Annotated in this window: 14 protein-coding genes; 9 read left to right on the top strand and 5 right to left on the bottom strand. The window is 61.5% G+C overall.

The features are described from left to right. The first annotated feature begins 932 nt into the window (after positions 1-932). The 4 genes from istA (at position 933) to Q0O40_RS09930 (ending at position 4,788) form a co-directional block, all read left to right on the top strand. Positions 933-2,459 carry an IS21 family transposase gene (istA, locus tag Q0O40_RS09945; RefSeq protein ID WP_295529197.1) on the top strand — a complete coding sequence of 509 codons (1,527 nt, stop codon included), beginning with the start codon at positions 933-935 and terminating at the stop codon, positions 2,457-2,459. Continuing rightward, positions 2,449-3,228 (top strand): IS21-like element helper ATPase IstB, encoded by a 780-nt coding sequence (gene istB / locus Q0O40_RS09940; RefSeq protein ID WP_295529195.1) that lies wholly within the window; start codon positions 2,449-2,451, stop codon positions 3,226-3,228. Before istA ends, istB begins: the two co-directional genes overlap by 11 nt. Before the next feature lie 91 nt (positions 3,229-3,319). Beyond that, a complete protein-coding gene (locus Q0O40_RS09935; protein WP_295529193.1) occupies positions 3,320-3,961 on the top strand; it encodes a DNA cytosine methyltransferase in 642 nt (213 codons plus the stop codon). Then, positions 3,958-4,788 carry an Eco29kI family restriction endonuclease gene (locus Q0O40_RS09930; RefSeq protein WP_295529191.1) on the top strand — a complete coding sequence of 277 codons (831 nt, stop codon included), beginning with the start codon at positions 3,958-3,960 and terminating at the stop codon, positions 4,786-4,788. Before Q0O40_RS09935 ends, Q0O40_RS09930 begins: the two co-directional genes overlap by 4 nt. Positions 4,789-5,000: 212 nt before the next feature. On the opposite strand, the gene groL is transcribed toward Q0O40_RS09930, so the two are convergent. The 3 genes from groL to Q0O40_RS09915 all read right to left on the bottom strand — a co-directional run bounded on the left by groL (position 5,001) and on the right by Q0O40_RS09915 (position 8,536). Next, positions 5,001-6,647 carry a chaperonin GroEL gene (groL, locus tag Q0O40_RS09925; RefSeq protein ID WP_295529189.1) on the bottom strand — a complete coding sequence of 549 codons (1,647 nt, stop codon included), beginning with the start codon at positions 6,645-6,647 and terminating at the stop codon, positions 5,001-5,003. An 83-nt stretch (positions 6,648-6,730) separates the two neighbouring features. Further along, positions 6,731-7,018 (bottom strand): co-chaperone GroES, encoded by a 288-nt coding sequence (groES, locus tag Q0O40_RS09920; RefSeq protein ID WP_295529187.1) that lies wholly within the window; start codon positions 7,016-7,018, stop codon positions 6,731-6,733. A 144-nt stretch (positions 7,019-7,162) separates the two neighbouring features. Next, a complete protein-coding gene (locus Q0O40_RS09915; RefSeq protein WP_295529199.1) occupies positions 7,163-8,536 on the bottom strand; it encodes an MATE family efflux transporter in 1,374 nt (457 codons plus the stop codon). 117 nt (positions 8,537-8,653) lie between these two features. Here Q0O40_RS09915 and Q0O40_RS09910 point away from each other — a divergent pair, with 117 nt between their 5' ends. The 3 genes from Q0O40_RS09910 to Q0O40_RS09900 all read left to right on the top strand — a co-directional run bounded on the left by Q0O40_RS09910 (position 8,654) and on the right by Q0O40_RS09900 (position 12,567). Beyond that, positions 8,654-9,898: an MFS transporter gene (locus tag Q0O40_RS09910; protein WP_295529185.1), complete on the top strand. Its 1,245-nt coding sequence runs from the start codon at positions 8,654-8,656 to the stop codon at positions 9,896-9,898. Positions 9,899-10,024: 126 nt separating this feature from the next. Next, the gene (locus Q0O40_RS09905) at positions 10,025-10,558 is read left to right on the top strand and encodes a heme NO-binding domain-containing protein (RefSeq protein ID WP_295529183.1); all 534 of its coding nucleotides are present in this window, start codon (positions 10,025-10,027) and stop codon (positions 10,556-10,558) included. Further along, complete coding sequence (locus Q0O40_RS09900) at positions 10,558-12,567, top strand: bifunctional diguanylate cyclase/phosphodiesterase (RefSeq protein ID WP_295529181.1); 2,010 nt, start codon at positions 10,558-10,560, stop codon at positions 12,565-12,567. Before Q0O40_RS09905 ends, Q0O40_RS09900 begins: the two co-directional genes overlap by 1 nt. Before the next feature lie 140 nt (positions 12,568-12,707). On the opposite strand, the gene rplL is transcribed toward Q0O40_RS09900, so the two are convergent. Both rplL and rplJ read right to left on the bottom strand, forming a co-directional pair. After that, on the bottom strand, positions 12,708-13,079 hold the full coding sequence (gene rplL, locus Q0O40_RS09895; protein WP_295529179.1) for a 50S ribosomal protein L7/L12: 372 nt from the start codon (positions 13,077-13,079) through the stop codon (positions 12,708-12,710). Between the two features lie 64 nt (positions 13,080-13,143). Then, on the bottom strand, positions 13,144-13,659 hold the full coding sequence (gene rplJ, locus Q0O40_RS09890) for a 50S ribosomal protein L10 (protein ID WP_295529177.1): 516 nt from the start codon (positions 13,657-13,659) through the stop codon (positions 13,144-13,146). 449 nt (positions 13,660-14,108) lie between these two features. Between rplJ and Q0O40_RS09885 the strand changes: the two genes are divergently transcribed. Further along, positions 14,109-14,573, top strand: coding sequence for a nuclear transport factor 2 family protein (locus Q0O40_RS09885; RefSeq protein ID WP_295529176.1), 465 nt, complete (start codon positions 14,109-14,111; stop codon positions 14,571-14,573). A 311-nt stretch (positions 14,574-14,884) separates the two neighbouring features. Continuing rightward, positions 14,885-19,071 (top strand): DNA-directed RNA polymerase subunit beta (gene rpoB, locus Q0O40_RS09880; RefSeq protein WP_295529174.1); only part of this gene is annotated, 4,187 nt, incomplete at its 3' end.

Genomic DNA, 19,071 nt, shown 5'->3' with positions numbered 1-19,071 from the left:
CCCTCACCCGTCAAGGACGGGAATTAAGACGGTTAAGACGGTCCCGAGGTCAGCGTGGCCAACCCCGGCCACGCCTCGTAGTGCCCAACAAATCGTTGCAAGACAATAGGTTTCGTGGTCAGGCGGGGTCAGGCCGTGGACTGCTTTGGCTGACTCTTAATCAGCGGGTCCTTGGTTCGAGCCCAAGTGCGTCCACCACTTTCCTCAATAAGTTGAATGGTTTAGCGGGCGTCCGAAGCCTTGCGCTCGCCTCCCTTTGCTCTACTAGGTAGCTCTCTAGGTAGCAGCGTAGATATGCGATTGGCTTGATCGCTTTGGCAGTTTGTCGCGTCCTGGATGTGGACGCATTCGGAATCGCAAGGACGGCTGCGATAGCGCTGGAGCTACGAAGGTAGTTTTTAGTTCGCAGAGTTTCGACAGATGCCCGTGCGAGAGCCGCTTGTCGCATAGTCTGACGCTCTGCTTCGTGCCGCACATACCTGTTTGCAAGGCTGGAGATCCGCCGAGATGAGCCAAAGGTTCACCCGCGAAGAATTCTATGAGCTAGTCTGGTCAAAGCCGATGACGCACCTAGCCAAGGATTTCAGACTGTCGGACGTTGCACTTCACAAGATATGCAGAAAGCACGACATCCCCAACCCACCTCTCGGCTGGTGGGCCAAGCATGCCGCCGGCCACAAAGTGAAGCGAATTCCGCTTCCGAAGGCCAAAGCTGGGGTAGCCCTCACAGTAGTCATAGCAAGTGGTGAGGTCCGGCAAGAACCTGGCAACTTAGCGTCGGCACGAGAACAAGCACGTATAAAGGCGTCAGAACTGGATCTGTAGATTTGCGCTGAGAAGTGACCCGGGAGGGGCATAAGTTTCCATTGAGATTTGACCCATGTTTGAACCCGCCCCTGGCTGACCGGTCGGGGGTATCAGGAGTGATCAACATGGATTTACTGAGCGTAATCCGGCGCTGGCGTTTTCGTCAGAAGATGCCGATCCGTGAGATTGAGCGGCGCACTGGTTTGTCGCGCAACACGATCCGCAAGTACCTTCGCGCAGATACGGTGGAACCGCAGTTCAAGGTTCCCAAGCGGCCGAGCAAGCTGGACCCGTTCGCCGAGAAGCTGTCGGGTTGGCTGCGAATCGAGGCAGGCAAGTCGCGCAAGCAGAAGCGCACGGCCAAGCAGATGCACGCCGACCTCGTCGCTTTGGGATATGAAGGATCCTATGGCCGGGTGGCGACGTTTGTGCGGGGCTGGAAGGCGGACCGCCAGCGTGATGCCCAGACCAGCGGGCGCGGCACGTTCGTGCCGTTGGTGTTCGAGGCTGGTGAAGCCTTCCAGTTCGACTGGAGCGAGGACTGGGCGTTGCTTGGCGGTGAGCGAGTCAAGCTGCAGGCCGCCCACACCAAGCTCTCGCACAGCAAGGCGTTCGTCGTGCGGGCTTATCCGCTGCAGACCCACGAGATGCTGTTCGACGCGCTGACCCAAGCGTTCCGTGTGCTTGGCGGCGTTCCCCAGCGCGGGATCTTCGACAACATGAAGACCGCAGTCGACCGGATCGGTGTCGGCAAGGCGCGACAGGTCAACGCCCGGTTCGCGGCGATGGCCAGCCATTACCTGTTCGAGCCCGAGTTCTGTAACCCAGCCTCGGGGTGGGAGAAGGGACAGGTTGAGAAGAACGTGCAGGATGCGCGCCGCCGATTGTGGCAGCGGCTGCCGAGCTTCCCGGATATCGATGCGCTCAATGCCTGGCTCGAGGAACAGTGCATCACGCAATGGGGTGAGATCCAGCATGGCGGCTTGCCCGGCACCGTGGCCGACGTTCATGCTGCGGAGGTGGACAGCCTGATGCCGCTGGGGCGGCCCTTTGACGGTTTTGTCGAGCACACCAAGCGGGTATCGCCGATCTGCCTCGTGCACTTTGAGCGCAACCGCTACAGCGTGCCCGCCTCGTTCGCCAACCGGCCGGTCAGCGTCAGGATCTATCCCGAGCGGATCGTCGTGGCCGCTGAGGGTCAGATCCTGTGCGAGCATTCCCGGATCATAGACAGGTCCCACCACACCGGCGGGCGTACGGTCTATGACTGGAGGCACTATCTGGCGGTGATCCAGCGCAAGCCGGGGGCACTGCGCAATGGCGCGCCGTTCACTCAGCTGCCCGAGGCCTTCAAGCAGCTGCAAAGCCAGCTTCTGCGCCGCCCCGGCGGCGATCGGGAGATGGCCGAGATCTTGGCGCTGGTGCTGCAGCATGACGAGCAGGCGGTGCTTTGCGCAGTCGAACTGGCGCTTGAGGCGGGCGTTGCCACCAAGACCCACGTCCTCAACCTTCTCCACCGCCTGACCGACGGGAAGGCACCTCCAGCATCCCCGATCGATGCGCCCCAGGCGCTGCGCCTTGCCCAGGAGCCTCTGGCCAATGTCGGGCGCTATGATGCCCTACGCGATGGAGGGCTGCGTCATGCGTCATGATCCTGCCAGCGCCGCTGTCGTTGTCATGCTCAAGGCGCTGAAGATGTACGGCATGGCCCAGGCGGTCGGCGACCTCATCGAGCAAGGCGCGCCGGCCTTCGACGCGGCCGTGCCGATCGTCTCCCAGTTGCTCAAGGCCGAGATGGCCGAACGCGAGGTCCGATCGATCGCCTACCAGATCAAGGCTGCCCGGTTCCCCGCCTACAAGGACCTAGCCGGGTTCGACTTTGCCGCCAGCGAGGTCAACGAAGCGCTGGTCCGGCAACTCCACCGCAGCGAGTTCGTCGATGGCGCAGACAATGTCGTGCTGATCGGCGGTCCCGGCACGGGCAAGACGCACATTGCCACCGCGCTCGGTATCCAGGCCGTCGAGCATCATCGAAAGAAGGTGCGGTTCTTTGCTACCGTGGATCTGGTCAATGCACTCGAGCAGGAAAAGGCGATGAACCGGGCAGGTCAGCTTGCCGAGCGCCTGCTGCGCCTCGACCTCATCATCCTCGACGAGCTGGGCTACCTTCCGTTCAGTCCATCAGGCGGTGCGCTGCTGTTCCATCTGCTCAGCAAACTCTACGAGCGCACCAGCGTGGTCATCACCACCAATCTCAGCTTCAGCGAATGGGCCGAGGTGTTCGGCGATGCCAAGATGACCACCGCGCTACTCGATAGGCTCACACACCACTGCCACATCCTCGAAACAGGGAATGACAGCTTCCGGTTCAGGGCCAGCTCCGCTGTCCCCAAATCCAGAAAGGAAAAATCACTGGCTTGACCTACGTCCCGTACAGCGGGACATAACTTCCACCCGGGTCACTTCTCGATGAAAATCCCGGGTCACTTCTCAACGCAAATCTACACACAACGTGGTATATCGTGTTCTGAATGCTGCTGACTACGGAGTGCCTCAGCGGCGGGAGCGCGTAGTGTTTGTCGGTTTCCGGGATGACCTTGCCGTTCAATGGGCATTCCCAAAGACTACCCATTCCCTTGATTCCCTGTTGTGGGATCAGTTCCGCAGTCGGGAGTACGGCGAGCGCCACAACACTCAGGTTCTAGCTTTGATTGATCCAAAATTGTTGTCACGCGCGCTTAAACTAAAAGAGAGGCCAGACACCAAATCATGGCAGACCGTGCGGGACGCGATTGGAGATTTGCCCGACCCCGAGCACATGCCTACAGATTCCAGCCGGGTTCATGATCACCGCTTCCAGCCCGGTGCTCGCAGCTATCCCGGGCATACCGGAAGCCCGCTTGATCTTCCCGCAAAGACGCTAAAGGCTGGCGTTCATGGGGTTCCGGGCGGCGAGAACATGTTGCTTCGGCTCAATGGTGCGGTTCGATACTTCACCGTGCGTGAAAGTGCTCGCTTGCAGACCTTTCCTGATAACTATCGCCTGCACGGCTCGTGGTCAGAATCCATGCGCCAACTTGGGAACGCTGTTCCAGTTGAACTAGCCCGCATCATAGGGAAAGGTGTGGCTTCCCGATTGGCGGAAGGGGCATGAGCAGCAAGAACGGCAGCGCAGGCTCGGTCGGATTGTTGCGGGCAAGTCTGGAACGACTGACCGTCGAGGCGAGTGACGCTTCGCTATCAAAGGTGATGCGCAAGAAACTTGAAACCCAAGTGAGGGAAGCGATCGAAAGTCTAACTGCATTGCTGGGTGAGCTTGATCCGATCGCCCAGCCAAGCTCGGTGTTTGATCCCAGCAATCCAAAGGTTGTTGGCCGTTTTGTCGCCTTGGCGCTTGTGGCGCAAGACCGTCACCCCTTGGCCGAGATTCCCAAGTTCTATGGTTCTGGCGTCTACGCCATCTACTACAATGGCTCTTACCCTGCGTATTCGCCTATCAGCGGCACCGAGACTCCAATCTACGTCGGCCAAGCTGCACCAACCGCATCCAACGCCCGTACGCCGGTAGAGCAAGGCGCCAAGCTATGCGGACGCCTTGGCGATCACAGAAAGAATATCAACAAAGCTTGCAGTACACTCGATTTGGCAGAATTCGAGTTTCGCTCGCTCGTGGTGCAAAGCGGTTGGGAGACTGCGGCCGAAGACTACCTGATCCATCTGTTCAGGCCAGTTTGGAACAGCGAGACCAACGTACTCTACGGTCTCGGTAAACATGGCGATTCAGCAACCACGCGAGCCAACAAACGTTCTCCATGGGATACACTGCATCCCGGCAGGCCTTGGGCTGTTGCCACTACGGTAGATGCAAAGTCCGTTAGCCAAATTAACAATGAGTTGGCTGCCCATTTTGCCAATCATCTGGCTTACCAAGACCTAGATGCCGTACTTACGAGCTTCATTGAAGAACTCCGCCAAGTCTAACAGTTCCTGTAGACACCGCCTGCGAATGTAATCAACCCTTACACCAGGGAGCGCGAGGGCGATGGCCCTCGCATCTTCTCTTCTTCCAAGCTCTTCCACCCACTCAAAAACCCAAGGAAAAAGGGCCGGAAGGTTTCCCCTCCGGCCCTGATTCTTTGACTGCATGAGGTCCCGGCCTTCGCCGGGACGCCATTTGCGCGTGAGCGTCAGACTTAGAAGTCCATGCCGCCCATGCCGCCCATGCCGCCGCCGGGCATGCCGCCCATGGCTGGCTTGTCGTCGGGGCGTTCGCTGATCGCGGCTTCGGTCGTGATGAGCAGGCCGGCGACCGAGGCTGCGTCCTGAAGCGCGGTGCGCACGACCTTGGTGGGGTCGATCACGCCGGCGGCCTTCAGGTTTTCGTAGGTGTCGGTGGCGGCGTTGAAGCCCATCAACTGATCGCCTTCGCGCAGCAGGTTGCCCGAGATGACCGCGCCGTCGTGGCCGGCGTTCTGGGCGATCTGGCGGATCGGGGCGAGGATCGCGCGGCGCACGATGTCGATGCCCTTGGTCTGGTCGTCGTTGGCACCTTTGAGGCCTTCGAGCGCCTTGGTGGCATAGAGCAGCGCGGTACCGCCGCCGGGGACGATGCCTTCTTCGACCGCAGCGCGGGTAGCGTGGAGGGCGTCATCGACGCGGTCCTTGCGTTCCTTCACTTCGACTTCCGAAGCGCCGCCGACCTTGATCACGGCAACACCGCCGGCCAGCTTGGCCAGACGTTCCTGCAGCTTCTCGCGGTCGTAGTCGCTGGTGGTGACTTCGATCTGGGCCTTGATCTGTTCGACGCGGGCCTTGATCTCGTCCGCCGGGCCAGCGCCGTCGACGATGGTGGTGTTGTCCTTGTCGATGGTGACGCGCTTGGCCTGGCCGAGCATGGCGAGCGTGACGCTCTCCAGCTTGATGCCGAGGTCTTCCGAGATCATCTCGCCCTGGGTCAGCGTGGCGATATCGCCCAGCATGGCCTTGCGGCGATCGCCGAAGCCCGGTGCCTTGACAGCAGCGATCTTGAGGCCGCCGCGCAGCTTGTTGACCACGAGGGTGGCGAGGGCTTCGCCTTCGATGTCTTCGGCGATGATCAGCAACGGACGGCCCGACTGGACCACAGCCTCGAGGATCGGCAGCATCGCCTGGAGCGACGAGAGCTTCTTCTCGTGGATGAGGATGTAGGGGTTATCCAGCTCGACGGTCATCTTGTCGGCGTTGGTGATGAAGTAGGGCGAGAGGTAGCCGCGGTCGAACTGCATGCCTTCGACGACATCGAGTTCGAATTCGAGGCCCTTGGCCTCTTCCACGGTGATCACGCCTTCCTTGCCGACTTTGTCCATCGCTTCGGCGATCTTCTCGCCGACTTCGACGTCGCCATTGGCCGAGATGATGCCGACCTGGGCAATTTCGGCAGTGCCGGTCACGTTGGTCGAGCGGGCCTTGAGGTCTTCGACGACCTTGGTCACGGCCAGATCGATGCCGCGCTTGAGGTCCATCGGGTTCATGCCGGCGGCAACGCAGGTCATGCCTTCGCGAACGATGGCCTGCGCGAGCACGGTGGCGGTGGTGGTGCCGTCACCGGCCTTGTCGTTGGTCTTCGAGGCCACTTCGCGCAGCATCTGTGCGCCCATGTTCTCGAACTTGTCCTTGAGCTCGATCTCCTTGGCGACGGTGACGCCGTCCTTGGTGATGCGCGGTGCGCCGAAGCTCTTGTCGATGACGACATTGCGGCCCTTGGGACCGAGGGTTACTTTTACGGCATCGGCGAGGATGTCGACACCGCGCAGAATGCGTTCGCGCGCGTCGCGGCCGAACTTAACGTCCTTGGCAGCCATTGGTTTGTTCCTTCATGTGCAGCTTTTCCGCGGGGGCGGGCAGCTGATGCGAATGTGATGTTATGGTTTGAAAGCCGGGTCGCTCAGCCGAGAATGCCGAGGATGTCGGATTCCTTCATGATCAGCAGGTCTTCGCCGCCAACCTTGACTTCGGTGCCTGACCACTTGCCGAACAGCACGCGGTCGCCAGCCTTGACATCGAGCGGGGTGATCTTGCCATCGTCGGCGCGGGTGCCCGAACCAACGGCGACGATTTCGCCTTCAGCGGGCTTTTCCTTGGCGCTATCGGGGATTATGATGCCGCCGGCGGTTTTTTCCTCGGCTTCGACGCGGCGCACGAGCACACGGTCGTGCAGCGGACGGAAAGTCATGGATTGATTCCTCTTCCATTGTTGAAAAATGGCGCTTGGCACTCTCGGGGCGAGAGTGCCAGCGGTGCGGATATGGGTCGCGCCCATGGGAGCGTCAAGCGCGGGGCGCTAAATTTCTTTGCGCTACGATGAACAGGGGCGTGTTTACGGCAGAAGGCCGAGCGGCGCCCGGCCGCGCCAGCGCCATAGCATCAGCGCGGCCACCACAGCCAGCCCGACCAGCAGGCCGATCCATACGCCGAGGCCCCCCAGCGGGGTGAACAGGCCGAGCCCGACGGCGGTGCCGATGCCGGGCACCCAATAGCCGAACAGCGCGATGTTCATGGGCACGCGCGTATCCTGCAACCCGCGTAGCAGCGCCGCGCCGATGGCCTGCGCGCTGTCGAACAATTGAAACGCTGCCGCGATGGCCATGTACTGGATGGCGAGGGGAACCATCGCGGCATTGGCCGGTGCATCGGGATCGATGTAGATCGCCAGCACCAGCCGGGGCGCAAACAGCATGATGGAGGCCGAGATGCCAACAAAGCCGAAGCCGAGCGCCAGCGCCACCACGCCCGCACGGGTGATGGCGCTGGGATCGCGGGCGCCATAGGCAAGACCGACGCGGATGGTGGCCGCTTGCGCGACCCCGAACGGCACCATGAACGCGATGGAGGCGAATTGCAGCGCGATGGTGTGCGCGGCCAGTTCCAGCTCGCCGATCCGGCCCATCAGGAAGGCCGCGCCGTTGAACATGCCCGCCTCGGCGATGATCGTGGCGCAGATCGGCAATCCGATCTTGAGCACGTCGAAAAAGCGCGACCATTCGGGCCGCCACCAGCGACCGAGCAGGCGATAGCGGTGCAGCCGCCGATCGAAGCGGATCACGGCGGCATAGGCGAGCAGCATCGCGACGCTGGTGACCACGCTTGACAGTGCCGATCCAGCCAGACCGAGCGCGGGCATGCCGAAGTGGCCGAACACGAACACCCAGTTGCCCAGCGCGTTGACCGCGACGGCCATCGCGTTGATCGCGGTGCCGATGCCCGGGCGGCCCATCGAAGAGACTACGGTGCGAAGCAACGAGGCCAGCACCGAAGGGATCGCGGCCCACATCAGCACGCCGAGGAACGGCACGGCCAGCGCAATGACCCCAGGCTGCTGCCCGGTCAGCCGCATCAGCGGCCCGCCGAGCAGGCACATCCCCATCGCCGCGATCGCGGCGATCACAGCCACCCAGCCCGCCATGCGCACGGTGCGTCGCACCTCGCGCACCGCATGGCGGCGCGCACCAAGTTCGGCGGCGATCAGCGGCGATGCCGCGCCGACCAGCCCGGTCAGGCTCCATACCAGAAGCCCGAACAGCGAGACCGACAGCGATGCTGCGGCAAGTTCGGTAGGCCCGAGCCGCGCGATGAACACCACGTCGATCGCAAACACCGCCATGTGCAGCAAGTTTGCGACCACCAGCGGCGCGGCAAGGCGCAGCGTGGCGCGCCATTCATCGGACCAGCGGGTGGGGGTGGCTTCGAACATCATGTACTTCTCTGGTTCACGGGGGCGGCATAGGCGTTGACCAGGGCAAAGAACAGGCCTCGCCTTCTTGAGAGCGCTCACCTAGGTTGCAGTCAGGGCAGGGGAGGGCAAAAAGCAATGGTATCAGCCGCTGAAGCGCAGAAGGGGAGCGGAGCGCGCCGTTCGGTAACGGCGCTGGTGGTCTTGCTGGTGCTGGCGGTCTTGCTCAATTATGTCGATCGCGGCGCGATCGGCGTGGCAGCGCCGCTGATGAAGACCGATCTGGGCCTCTCCGCGACGCAGTTCGGGATCGCCGTTTCGGGGTTCTTCTGGATCTATGGCTTGGCGCAGCCGTTCACCGGGTGGTTGGCGGATCGGATCTCGGTTTACCGCATTTTTGCGCTCGGTGTCGCGGTGTGGGCAGTAAGCACCGTGTTGACTGGCTTTGTCGGCGGGCTGACCGGCCTTATCGTGCTGCGTGTCCTCCTCGGCGCGGGGGAGAGCTTCGTGTTTCCGTGCAGTTCGAAGATGATCGCGATCCATGTCCCGCCGGAGCGGCGCGGCGTTGCCAACGGGGCAATGTCGGTGGGCATCGCGCTGGGGCCGGCATTGGGCACATTGGCGGGCGGGGCCATCCTTGCGCAATTGGGGTGGCGCGCTGTTTTCGTGATTTTCGGCGCGGCAACCCTGCTCTGGCTCATCCCCTGGCAAATGACTTTGCGCACCCTGGCAAAACCGGAAACGGCGCAGGCAGGCCCGCCGTTGATGTCTTACCGCAAGCTGCTGTCGCACAAGGCGCTTTGGCTGCTAAGTTTGTGCCATATCACCGCGAACTACGGCTATTTCTTCACCGCTATCTGGTTGCCGCTTTATCTTACCAGCGCGCGCGGCTTTTCGATCCCGACCATGACCGCGTTTGCCACCGCGACATTTGCCACGATGGCGCTGTCATCGGTGATCGCCGGCCAGCTTTCCGATCACCTGACGCGCGGCGGGCGCGATGAGGGCGAAGTGCGCCGCATGGTGATCGTCGTGGGCCAGATCGTCGTGACCATCGGCGTGCTGGGCGTGGCCTACGCCGCATCCCCCGGCGCTGTGCTGGGCTGGCTGTTGTTGACTGGTTTCGGCCTTGGGCTGGGCACGAGCATGGTCTTTGCGCTGAGCCAGATCTTCGCCGGACCGCGTTTGGCCGGCAGCTGGGTAGGCGTCCAGAATGCGATGGGCAGTCTTTCGGGTATTGTCGGGCCGATCGTAACGGGGATGATCGTCGATGCGACGGGATCGTTCGTGGGCGCATTCGTGTTTACTGCCGTGGTTACCGGGATCGGAGCGCTGCTCTATCTGTTTGTGCTGCCGCCGATCCGGCAGATCGAGGGCGCTTGAACGGCTTGCCCGCAGGGCGCGTTTTGCGGGTTTTTTGACGGCCTGCCCTGAAATTTTCCCTGATCGCGCCGTTCAAGCCTTTGACCTGCGCGACAAGTCCGATGCGCGGTCGGGGGAACTGCGATCATGAAGGGCGTGATTTTCAACATTGTCGAAGAAGTGGTCGTCGACCATTTCGGCCAGACGACTTGGGAGGCGCTGCTCGAAGCGACGGGCCTGTCAGGGGCCTATACCTCGCTGGGCAGCTATCCCGACGCCGAAGTCGTCGCGCTCGTCGAAGCAGCAGCGGCGCTGACCAATCAGGATCCGCGAGCGGTGCTCCATTGGGTGGGCGTGCAGGCGCTGCCCAAGCTGCACCAGCGCTATCCCGAATTTTTCGATGCGGCCGATGACGCAAGGACTTTCATCCTTTCCCTCAACACCATCATCCATCCTGAGGTGCGCAAGCTCTATGCCGGCGCGATCTGCCCGCACTTTCATTTTATCGAGACGCCGGGCACTTTGACGTTGGGATATGGATCGCCGCGCAAGATGTGCGATCTGGCGCACGGGTTCGTCGATGGCTTGGCGATCCACTACGGCGAAAGACTGGCGGTGACGCAGCCATCCTGCATGCATGATGGCGCGCCGAGCTGCCAACTGGTGGTAAGCTGGCTCTAATGACCGCGCGGTCAGATCCGGCGATTTTCGATGTCGCGCCGGAAAATGCGCTGGAGGCAAGGATTGCTCAGCTTGAGCGGCAACTGGCGCGTGAACGCCAGACCCGCATCGAAGCCGAAGCCATTGCCGAACGGGGACTGCGCGAGGCCTATCTGGGGCATGTGCGGATCAAGCTGCTATCGACGATTGCCGATGCCGCCAACAGCAGCACCGACCCGATGGAGGCCCTGCGGTTCACGATTGCAGAAGTGTGCGCGGCGCTTGGCTATGCGTTTGCCAATGTCTTGCTGTGCGAAGGGAGCGCATCTGATCGGCGTCTGGAAGCATGCGGGATCTGGTTTGCCCGCGATCCCGATGAAATGTTCAGCTTTGCCGAGAAATCGCGCAGGCTGATTGCCTGGCCTTGTGCCTCGGCCCCGGGACGATTGCTGATTACCAAACAGAGTGTCTGGACCCGCGATGTCCAGCAGGTGGCCGGGTTTGGCCGCGGCGAAGCTGCAAAGCAGGTCCATCTGCGATCGAGCGTTAGCGTGCCGGTCCTGCAGGGGCAGGATGTGATCGCGGCCATGGAATTCTTCAGTCACGATCAGGTCGAGGCTGAGCCTGAACTGCTCGATGTGCTCACCCAGATCGGCGCGCAAGTCGGGCGGGTGTTCAAACGCCGGGCGAATGAGCGCCAGCTGATCGCAAACGGGTTTCATGACACGCTGACCGGTCTGCCCAATCGGGCCATGCTCGAAAAACAGATGAACGAGCGCTTTGAGCGCAATCGCGGCGCGGGCAAATTGGGATTGACTCTGGTCTACATCGATCTCGATGGCTTCAAGCTGGTCAACGATGCCATGGGGCATCATGCCGGCGACTTGCTGCTGGCCGAAATGGCGCGGCGGATGCGCGAAACGGTGAAAGCCTTCGCCACGATCGTCTGCGCGGATGAGCCGGAGCGGCTCTTGCTCGCCCGCATGGGCGGCGACGAGTTCACCGTGCTGATCGATGCCGAGGACAGTGAAACACTGGCGCAGGAAATTGCCGCCGCCATCCATGCCTGCCTGAGGGCGCCGCACCGGATCGAATTCAGCGATGTCAACAGCGCGGCCAGCATTGGCATCGCCCATGATGACGGCAGCTACGATAGCGTCGCCGATTTGCTTCAAGACGCGGATGTCGCGATGTACGGTGCCAAAGCGCGGGGGGATGAGTCCACGGTCGTGTTCGATTCCGCGATGCGTGCATTGGCGGTAAAGCGGCTGGATATCGAAGCAGGCCTGCGCCAAGCGCTGGAAACCGGGGGGCTATGCCTGTGGTATCAGCCGATCATCGACATTCCGGCGCAGCGCATCGCCGGCTTCGAGGCGTTGCTGCGGTGGAGCCGCGACGGCAAGATCGTCATGCCAAACGATTTCCTGCCGATCGCCGAGGAACGCGGGCTGATGAATTCGATCGGGGCGTGGGTCATGCGCGAAGCCTGCAAAACGGCGGCCGGCTGGAGAAATATCCTCGGAAGCGAAAGGCCGTTTTACGTCGGGATCAACGTTGCTCCCTCGCAACTTTTGCAGCCCAGCTTTCTCGATCAGGTGCGCGGCATTCTGCTCGCAACCAGCGTCGATCCGCGCACAATCGTCATGGAGCTTACCGAAAACGCGGCGGTGCTTAATCCGGCGAAGACCGCGCAGATATTCGGCGAGCTGCGCGCGATGGGCATCCGGCTTTCGCTCGATGATTTCGGAACGGGGCATTCCTCGTTCAGCCACCTCCAGACGCTTCAGTTCGATACCCTGAAGATCGACCGGTCGTTCATCAGTGGCGATAATCTGGCCGCATCGTCATCGAGCATCGTCGATGCGATCATGCATCTGGCGCAGGCTATGCGCATTGACGTGGTGGCCGAAGGGATCGAGTCTCAGCCGCAGCTTGACCGGCTGGCCGAGATCGGCTGCGATTTTGGACAGGGCTATTTGTTTGATCGGGCGATGCCTTCTGATCAGGCGCTGCATCTGCTCCACCAGTAAAACAGCAGCGGCCGGAGCCCGACGAAAAAAAGGCGGCCCCGCGAGGGAGCCGCCCTTTGCTCGTTTCCCGGCATTGCGGCGCGGGGATGAAGCCGGGCGGAACCTTGCGGCGCCGCCGGGCTTCAACTGATTTCGCCGAATTACTTGATCTCGACGGTGCCGCCAGCGGCTTCGATCTTGGCCTTGATGTCTTCGGCTTCGGCCTTCGAAACGCCTTCTTTGATCGCCTTGGGAGCGGCTTCGACCAGCGACTTGGCTTCGGTGAGGCCAAGCTGGGTGATCGCGCGGACTTCCTTGATGACCTGGATCTTCTTGCCGCCGTCGCCCGTCAGGATGACGTCGAATTCGGTCTTCTCTTCCACGGCTTCGGCAGCAGCTGCAGGGGCTGCGGCAACAGCAACGGCAGCAGCGGCGGAAACGCCCCATGCTTCTTCAAGCGCCTTGGCGAGGTCTGCTGCTTCAAGGACGGTCAGCTTCGAAAGTTCTGCAACGAGATTGGCGATGTCTGCCATGATGTTTCACTCCTGAGTGTGTGTTGCCCAGCAGCACGGCTGCGGGGCGATATAGAAAACAGTCTTAGGCGGCTTCTTTTTCGGCATAGGCGCTGAAGACGCGGGCCAGCTTGGCCGCCGGAGCGGTGGCGAGCTGGGCGAGCTTCGTGGCCGGAGCCTGAATGAGGCCGATGAGCTTGCCGCGCAGTTCATCCAGCGAGGGCATCGAGGCGAGCGCCTTGACACCATCGGCATTCAGAACCTGCGTTCCCATTGCACCGCCGACGATCTCGATCTTGTCGGTGGTCTTGGCAAATTCGATCACCGCTTTGGCAGCAGCAACCGGATCAACCGAGGCGGCAATTCCGGTGGGGCCAGTGAAAAATTCACCGACGCCTTCGTAATTGGTGCCTGCAACGGCAAGTTTGGCCAGACTGTTTTTCGCAACCTTATAGGTCGCACCCGCTTCGCGGATCTTCGTGCGCAAGGCGGTGGACTGGGCCACCGTCATGCCGAGGTTGCGGATGATGACCACCGCGCCGGCCTCGGCGAAGACTTCGCTCAGGAATGCGATTGAATCGGCTTTCTGCGAACGATCCATGCCTTACTCCTTCACATGTGGCTGAGCGGGGCGAACCCGAACAGCCGGCTACGTTACACCTAGGCCCGAGGGGCCAAAGGGGTTTGTCCATGGCCGGTGACGGCCACAGGCGAGTCCATTGAAGGGGAAGGAGCACACGTCGCAACGCGTGAGGGCCGCTCGCACAAAGCAGAGCTGCCGGAAATCTCGTTTCCCCGCCTAGGCTGGACGATTAAGCAGGAAACCTGCACCAGCTGTCTCGGACGGATGAACGGCATGACGAATCAAGCTCATTCGCCGAGCGCTCTGGTCAAAAAGTCCAGATTAGTCAACCTTCGCGGAAGATCGAATGGGCGCAGGACCCGGTTATTTGCCTGTTTGCCGTTTTGCGCGCTTGGCGATACTGATTGTTCATCACAGATTTCTGCTGATCGTTTCCGGTCACGGATCAGCTCATCAGGGAGGCTGCCATGAGTGAAGCACGCGCGCGGAACATTGCGCTGATCGAGCGCTATTATCAGTGCCTGCACGATGGCGACATGGAGCAGTTGGCGGCGCTGCACAGCGATGACGTTGCGTTCAACATGCTTGGCTCGACCCCGGTTTCGGGGCGATGGGAGGGCAGGGCCGAATGCTTTGGCCCGATCGTTGCCGATGGTGTGCTGGGCAAGTTGCAGCCGGGCCAATTTCAGTTTGCCAAGAAATGGCGGATCATGTGCGCGGATGACCAGCGGGTTGTTGGGATCATGCAGGGCGGCGGCCCAGGTCTCAATAACGAGCAATATGATCAAACGTATTGTCAGGTCTTCACCATCAGCGATGGCGCGATCAGCGAGCTGCACGAATTTTACGACACGGCTCTGGTCGAGCTGGTGTTGAACGACAACCCGACCCAAAAACCCGCCATGCCGCAGGTTCGCGCATTCCAGTTCTGAACGGACGCTTTGTCGTGTTCGCTTCGTACCCGCGCTCCTGCCGGGTTTGACACAGGGCTGGGCGCGTCCTACAGAGTGCATTCGCCTATTGTTTCGAGCAAGGCCTTCCCATGCACGGGGGGAGGCATTCGGAAGGAAGCAATCGGGTTTCCACGTGACGCAACCGGTTTGACGGCCATGACTCCGCTTTGGCAGATGTTCGTGGTCGAAATGGCCTTGCGCCGCGTCCGTTTGTGTAATTGTGGCACCAATTTCTTCGTGCTTGGCGTATTTCTGTCGGCACTTATCAAGCGAAAGAGGCAATTCCCTCCATGGCATCCAAGGCAACGCCTTCAGGCACCCCGGCACGCGCTGGTTTGAAAAAGCGCATCCGCAAGATTTTCGGCGACATTCACGAAGTGGTGGAAATGCCGAACCTGATCGAGGTGCAGCGCGAATCGTATGAGCAGTTCCTCCGCTCCGATCACGCCACGGGCTATGTGTCCGGCCTTGAAAAGACCTTGCGCTCGGTCTTTCCGATCCAGGATTTCGCGGGCACCGCCAGCCTCGATATCAAGGAAAAGGATGGCTACATCCTTGAATCGCCCAAGTACGACACCAACGAGTGCCGCCAGCGCGGGATCACTTATGCAGCGCCGATGAAGGTCACGCTCAAGCTGGCGACTTTCGAGGTCGACAGCGAGACCGAGACCAAGAGCCTGATCGATATCAAGGAGCAGGATGTCTACATGGGCGACATCCCGCTCATGACCGACAACGGCACCTTCATCATCAATGGCACCGAACGCGTGATCGTCAGCCAGATGCACCGTTCGCCGGGCGTGCTGTTCGACCATGATCGCGGCAAGACGCATTCGTCGGGCAAGTATCTGTTTGCGGCGCGCGTGATCCCCTATCGCGGGTCGTGGCTCGATTTCGAATTCGACGCCAAGGACATCGTCAACGTGCGCATCGACCGCAAGCGCAAGCTGCCGGTCACCGCGCTGCTCTATGCGCTGGGCCTCGATGCCGAGACGATCCTCGACGTGTTTTATGAAAAGGTGATCTGGGCGCGCGGTGAAGGCGGCTGGCGCGTGCCGTTCGTGCTCGAGCAATGGCGCGGCGTGAAGCCGGCGTTCGATATTGTCGATGCCAATTCGGGCGAGGTCATCTTCGCGGCCGGCACCAAGATCAGTCCGCGCGCAGCGAACAAGGCCGCCAAGGACGGGCTGCAGGCGCTGCTCATTCCGACCGAGGAAATCTTTGGCCGCTATGCCGCCAAGGATCTGATCGACGAGAGCACCGGTCGCATCTGGATCGAAGCGGGCGACGAGGTTTCGCCGGAAAACCTCGATGCGCTCGACAAGGCCGGGATCGACAGTCTCGAACTGCTCGATATCGACCATGTCAACACTGGCCCGTGGATCCGCAACACGATGAAGGCCGACAAGGCCGAGGACCGCGATCAGGCGCTGGCCGATATCTACCGGGTGATGCGCCCGGGCGAGCCGCCAACGCGCGAAACCGCCGAGGCATTGTTCGAAGGCCTGTTCTTCGATCCCGACCGTTACGACCTCTCGGCGGTGGGCCGCGTCAAGCTCAACATGCGCCTCGCGCTCGATTGCCCGGACACGATCACCACCTTGCGCACCGAGGATATCCTCGCGGTGGTCAAGGAACTGGTGAACCTCAAAGACGGCAAGGGCGAAGTCGACGACATCGACAACCTCGGCAATCGCCGCGTGCGTTCGGTGGGCGAGCTGCTGGAGAACCAGTACCGTGTCGGCCTGCTGCGCATGGAGCGCGCGGTGAAGGAGCGGATGAGCTCGGTCGATGTCTCGACCGTGATGCCCAACGATCTGATCAACGCCAAGCCTGCGGTCGCCGCGGTGCGCGAATTCTTCGGTTCGTCGCAGCTTTCGCAGTTCATGGATCAGACCAATCCGCTCTCCGAAGTGACGCACAAGCGCCGCGTTTCGGCGCTCGGGCCGGGCGGCTTGACGCGCGAACGCGCGGGCTTCGAAGTGCGCGACGTGCACCCGACGCATTATGGCCGCATCTGCCCGATCGAGACACCGGAAGGCCCGAACATCGGCCTGATCAACTCGCTGTCGACCTTTGCCCGCGTCAACAAGTATGGCTTCATCGAAACGCCGTATCGCAAGGTGATCGACCGCAAGGTGACTGGCGACGTGGTCTATCTCTCCGCGATGGAAGAGCAGAAGCACACCGTGGCGCAGGCCTCGGCCGAGCTGACCAGCGATGGCAGCTTCATCGACGAGCTCGTCTCGGCCCGCCAGAACGGCGAGTTCGTGATGAGCCCGCGCGAAAACGTAACCCTGATGGACGTCAGCCCCAAGCAGCTCGTTTCGGTTGCCGCCTCGCTTATCCCGTTCCTTGAAAACGATGACGCCAACCGCGCACTGATGGGATCGAACATGCAGCGCCAGGCGGTGCCATTGGTTCAGGCCGATGCACCATTTGTCGGCACCGGCATGGAAGAAACCGTGGCGCGCGATTCGGGCGCGGCAATCGGCGCACTGCGCGCCGGTGTGGTCGATCAGGTCGACGCGGCGCGTATCGTGATCCGCGCAAGCGGCGATATCGAACCCGGCAAGTCGGGCGTCGATATCTACACGCTGCAGAAATTCCAGCGTTCGAACCAGAACACCTGCATCAACCAGCGCCCGCTGGTGAAGGTCGGCGATCTGGTCGAAGTTGGCGATATTCTGGCCGACGGTCCTTCGACCGATCTGGGCGAGCTGGCGCTGGGCCGCAACACCCTCGTCGCGTTCATGCCGTGGAACGGATACAACTACGAGGATTCGATCCTGATCTCCGAGCGGATCGTGAAGGACGATGTGTTCACCTCGATCCACATCGATGAGTTCGAAGTGATGGCCCGCGATACCAAGCTTGGGCCAGAGGACATCACCCGCGATATCCCCAATGTCGGCGAAGAAGCGCTGCGCAGCCTCGACGAGGCAGGCATCGTCTATATCGGCGCCGAAGTGCACCCGGGCGATATCCTTGTCGGCAAGATCACGCCCAAGGGCGAATCGCCGATGACGCCGGAAGAAAAGCTGCTGCGCGCGATCTTTGGCGAAAAGGCCAGCGACGTGCGCGATACCTCGCTGCGCCTGCCCCCGGGCGTTTCGGGCACGATCGTTGAAGTGCGCGTGTTCAACCGCCACGGCATCGAGATCGACGACCGCACCCGCGCCATCCAGAACGAGGAAATCGAGCGCCTCGCCAAGGACCGCGAAGACGAGCGCGGCATTCTGAACCGCGCGACCTTCAACCGGCTGCGCGACATGTTGCTGGGCCAGGTTGTCGCTTCCGGTCCCAAGGGCATCAAGAAGGGTACCGAAATCGACGAGCAAGTGCTGGCCGATGTCGAGCGTTTCGAATGGTGGAAGTTCGCCGTGGCCGACGATGCGCGTCAGGCGCAGCTGGAAGCGGTCAAGCTCCAGTATGACGAAGCCGTGAAATCGATCCAGGAGAAATTCGAGGATCGCAAGGAGAAGCTGGAGCGCGGCGATGAGCTGGCTCCCGGTGTGCTCAAGATGGTCAAAGTGTTCGTCGCGGTGAAGCGCAAGCTGCAACCGGGCGACAAGATGGCCGGCCGCCACGGCAACAAGGGCGTGATCAGCCGCATCCTGCCAGTCGAGGACATGCCGTTCCTCGCCGATGGAACGCATGTCGATATCGTGCTCAATCCGCTCGGCGTGCCGAGCCGGATGAATGTCGGGCAGATCTTCGAGACGCATCTGGGCTGGGCCGCGCGCGGCCTTGGCCAGCAGATCAAGCACGAGCTGGAAGAATGGCGTCATGCCAATCCCGATCCAGTGGCGGCAGCCCCGCCAAGCGCCTTGCTCGACAAGCTCAACGATATCTACGGCGAGAACTATCACGCCGATATCAACAGCCGCACGACCGAGGAAATCCTCGAACTGGCGGGGAATCTCACGCGCGGCGTGCCGATGGGCACCCCGGTGTTCGACGGCGCGCGTGAGGCGGACGTGACCGCAATGCTGGTCAAGGCCGGGCTCGATACCTCCGGCCAGTCAACGCTCTATGACGGGCGCACCGGCGAGGCGTTCGACCGCAAAGTGACCGTGGGCATCATCTACATGCTCAAGCTGCACCATCTCGTGGACGACAAGATCCACGCGCGTTCGATCGGGCCTTACAGCCTGGTTACCCAGCAACCGCTGGGCGGCAAGGCGCAGTTCGGCGGCCAGCGCTTCGGCGAAATGGAGGTCTGGGCGCTGCAGGCTTATGGCGCGGCTTATACCTTGCAGGAAATGCTCACGGTGAAGTCGGACGATGTGGTCGGGCGCACCAAGGTCTACGAAGCAATCGTCAAAGGCGACGATACTTTCGAGGCCGGCATTCCAGAGAGCTTCAACGTGCTCGTCAAGGAAATGCGCAGCTTGGGCCTGAACGTCGAGCTCAACTCGGTGCTCGATCACGACGAGGCCGACGACAACGCGATCAACAATTCGCGTGAGGCGGC

The organism is Novosphingobium sp. Chol11 (genome assembly GCF_945870625.1).
Lineage (GTDB): Bacteria > Pseudomonadota > Alphaproteobacteria > Sphingomonadales > Sphingomonadaceae > Novosphingobium.
This window is presented reverse-complemented; position numbering and strand designations above follow the sequence as displayed.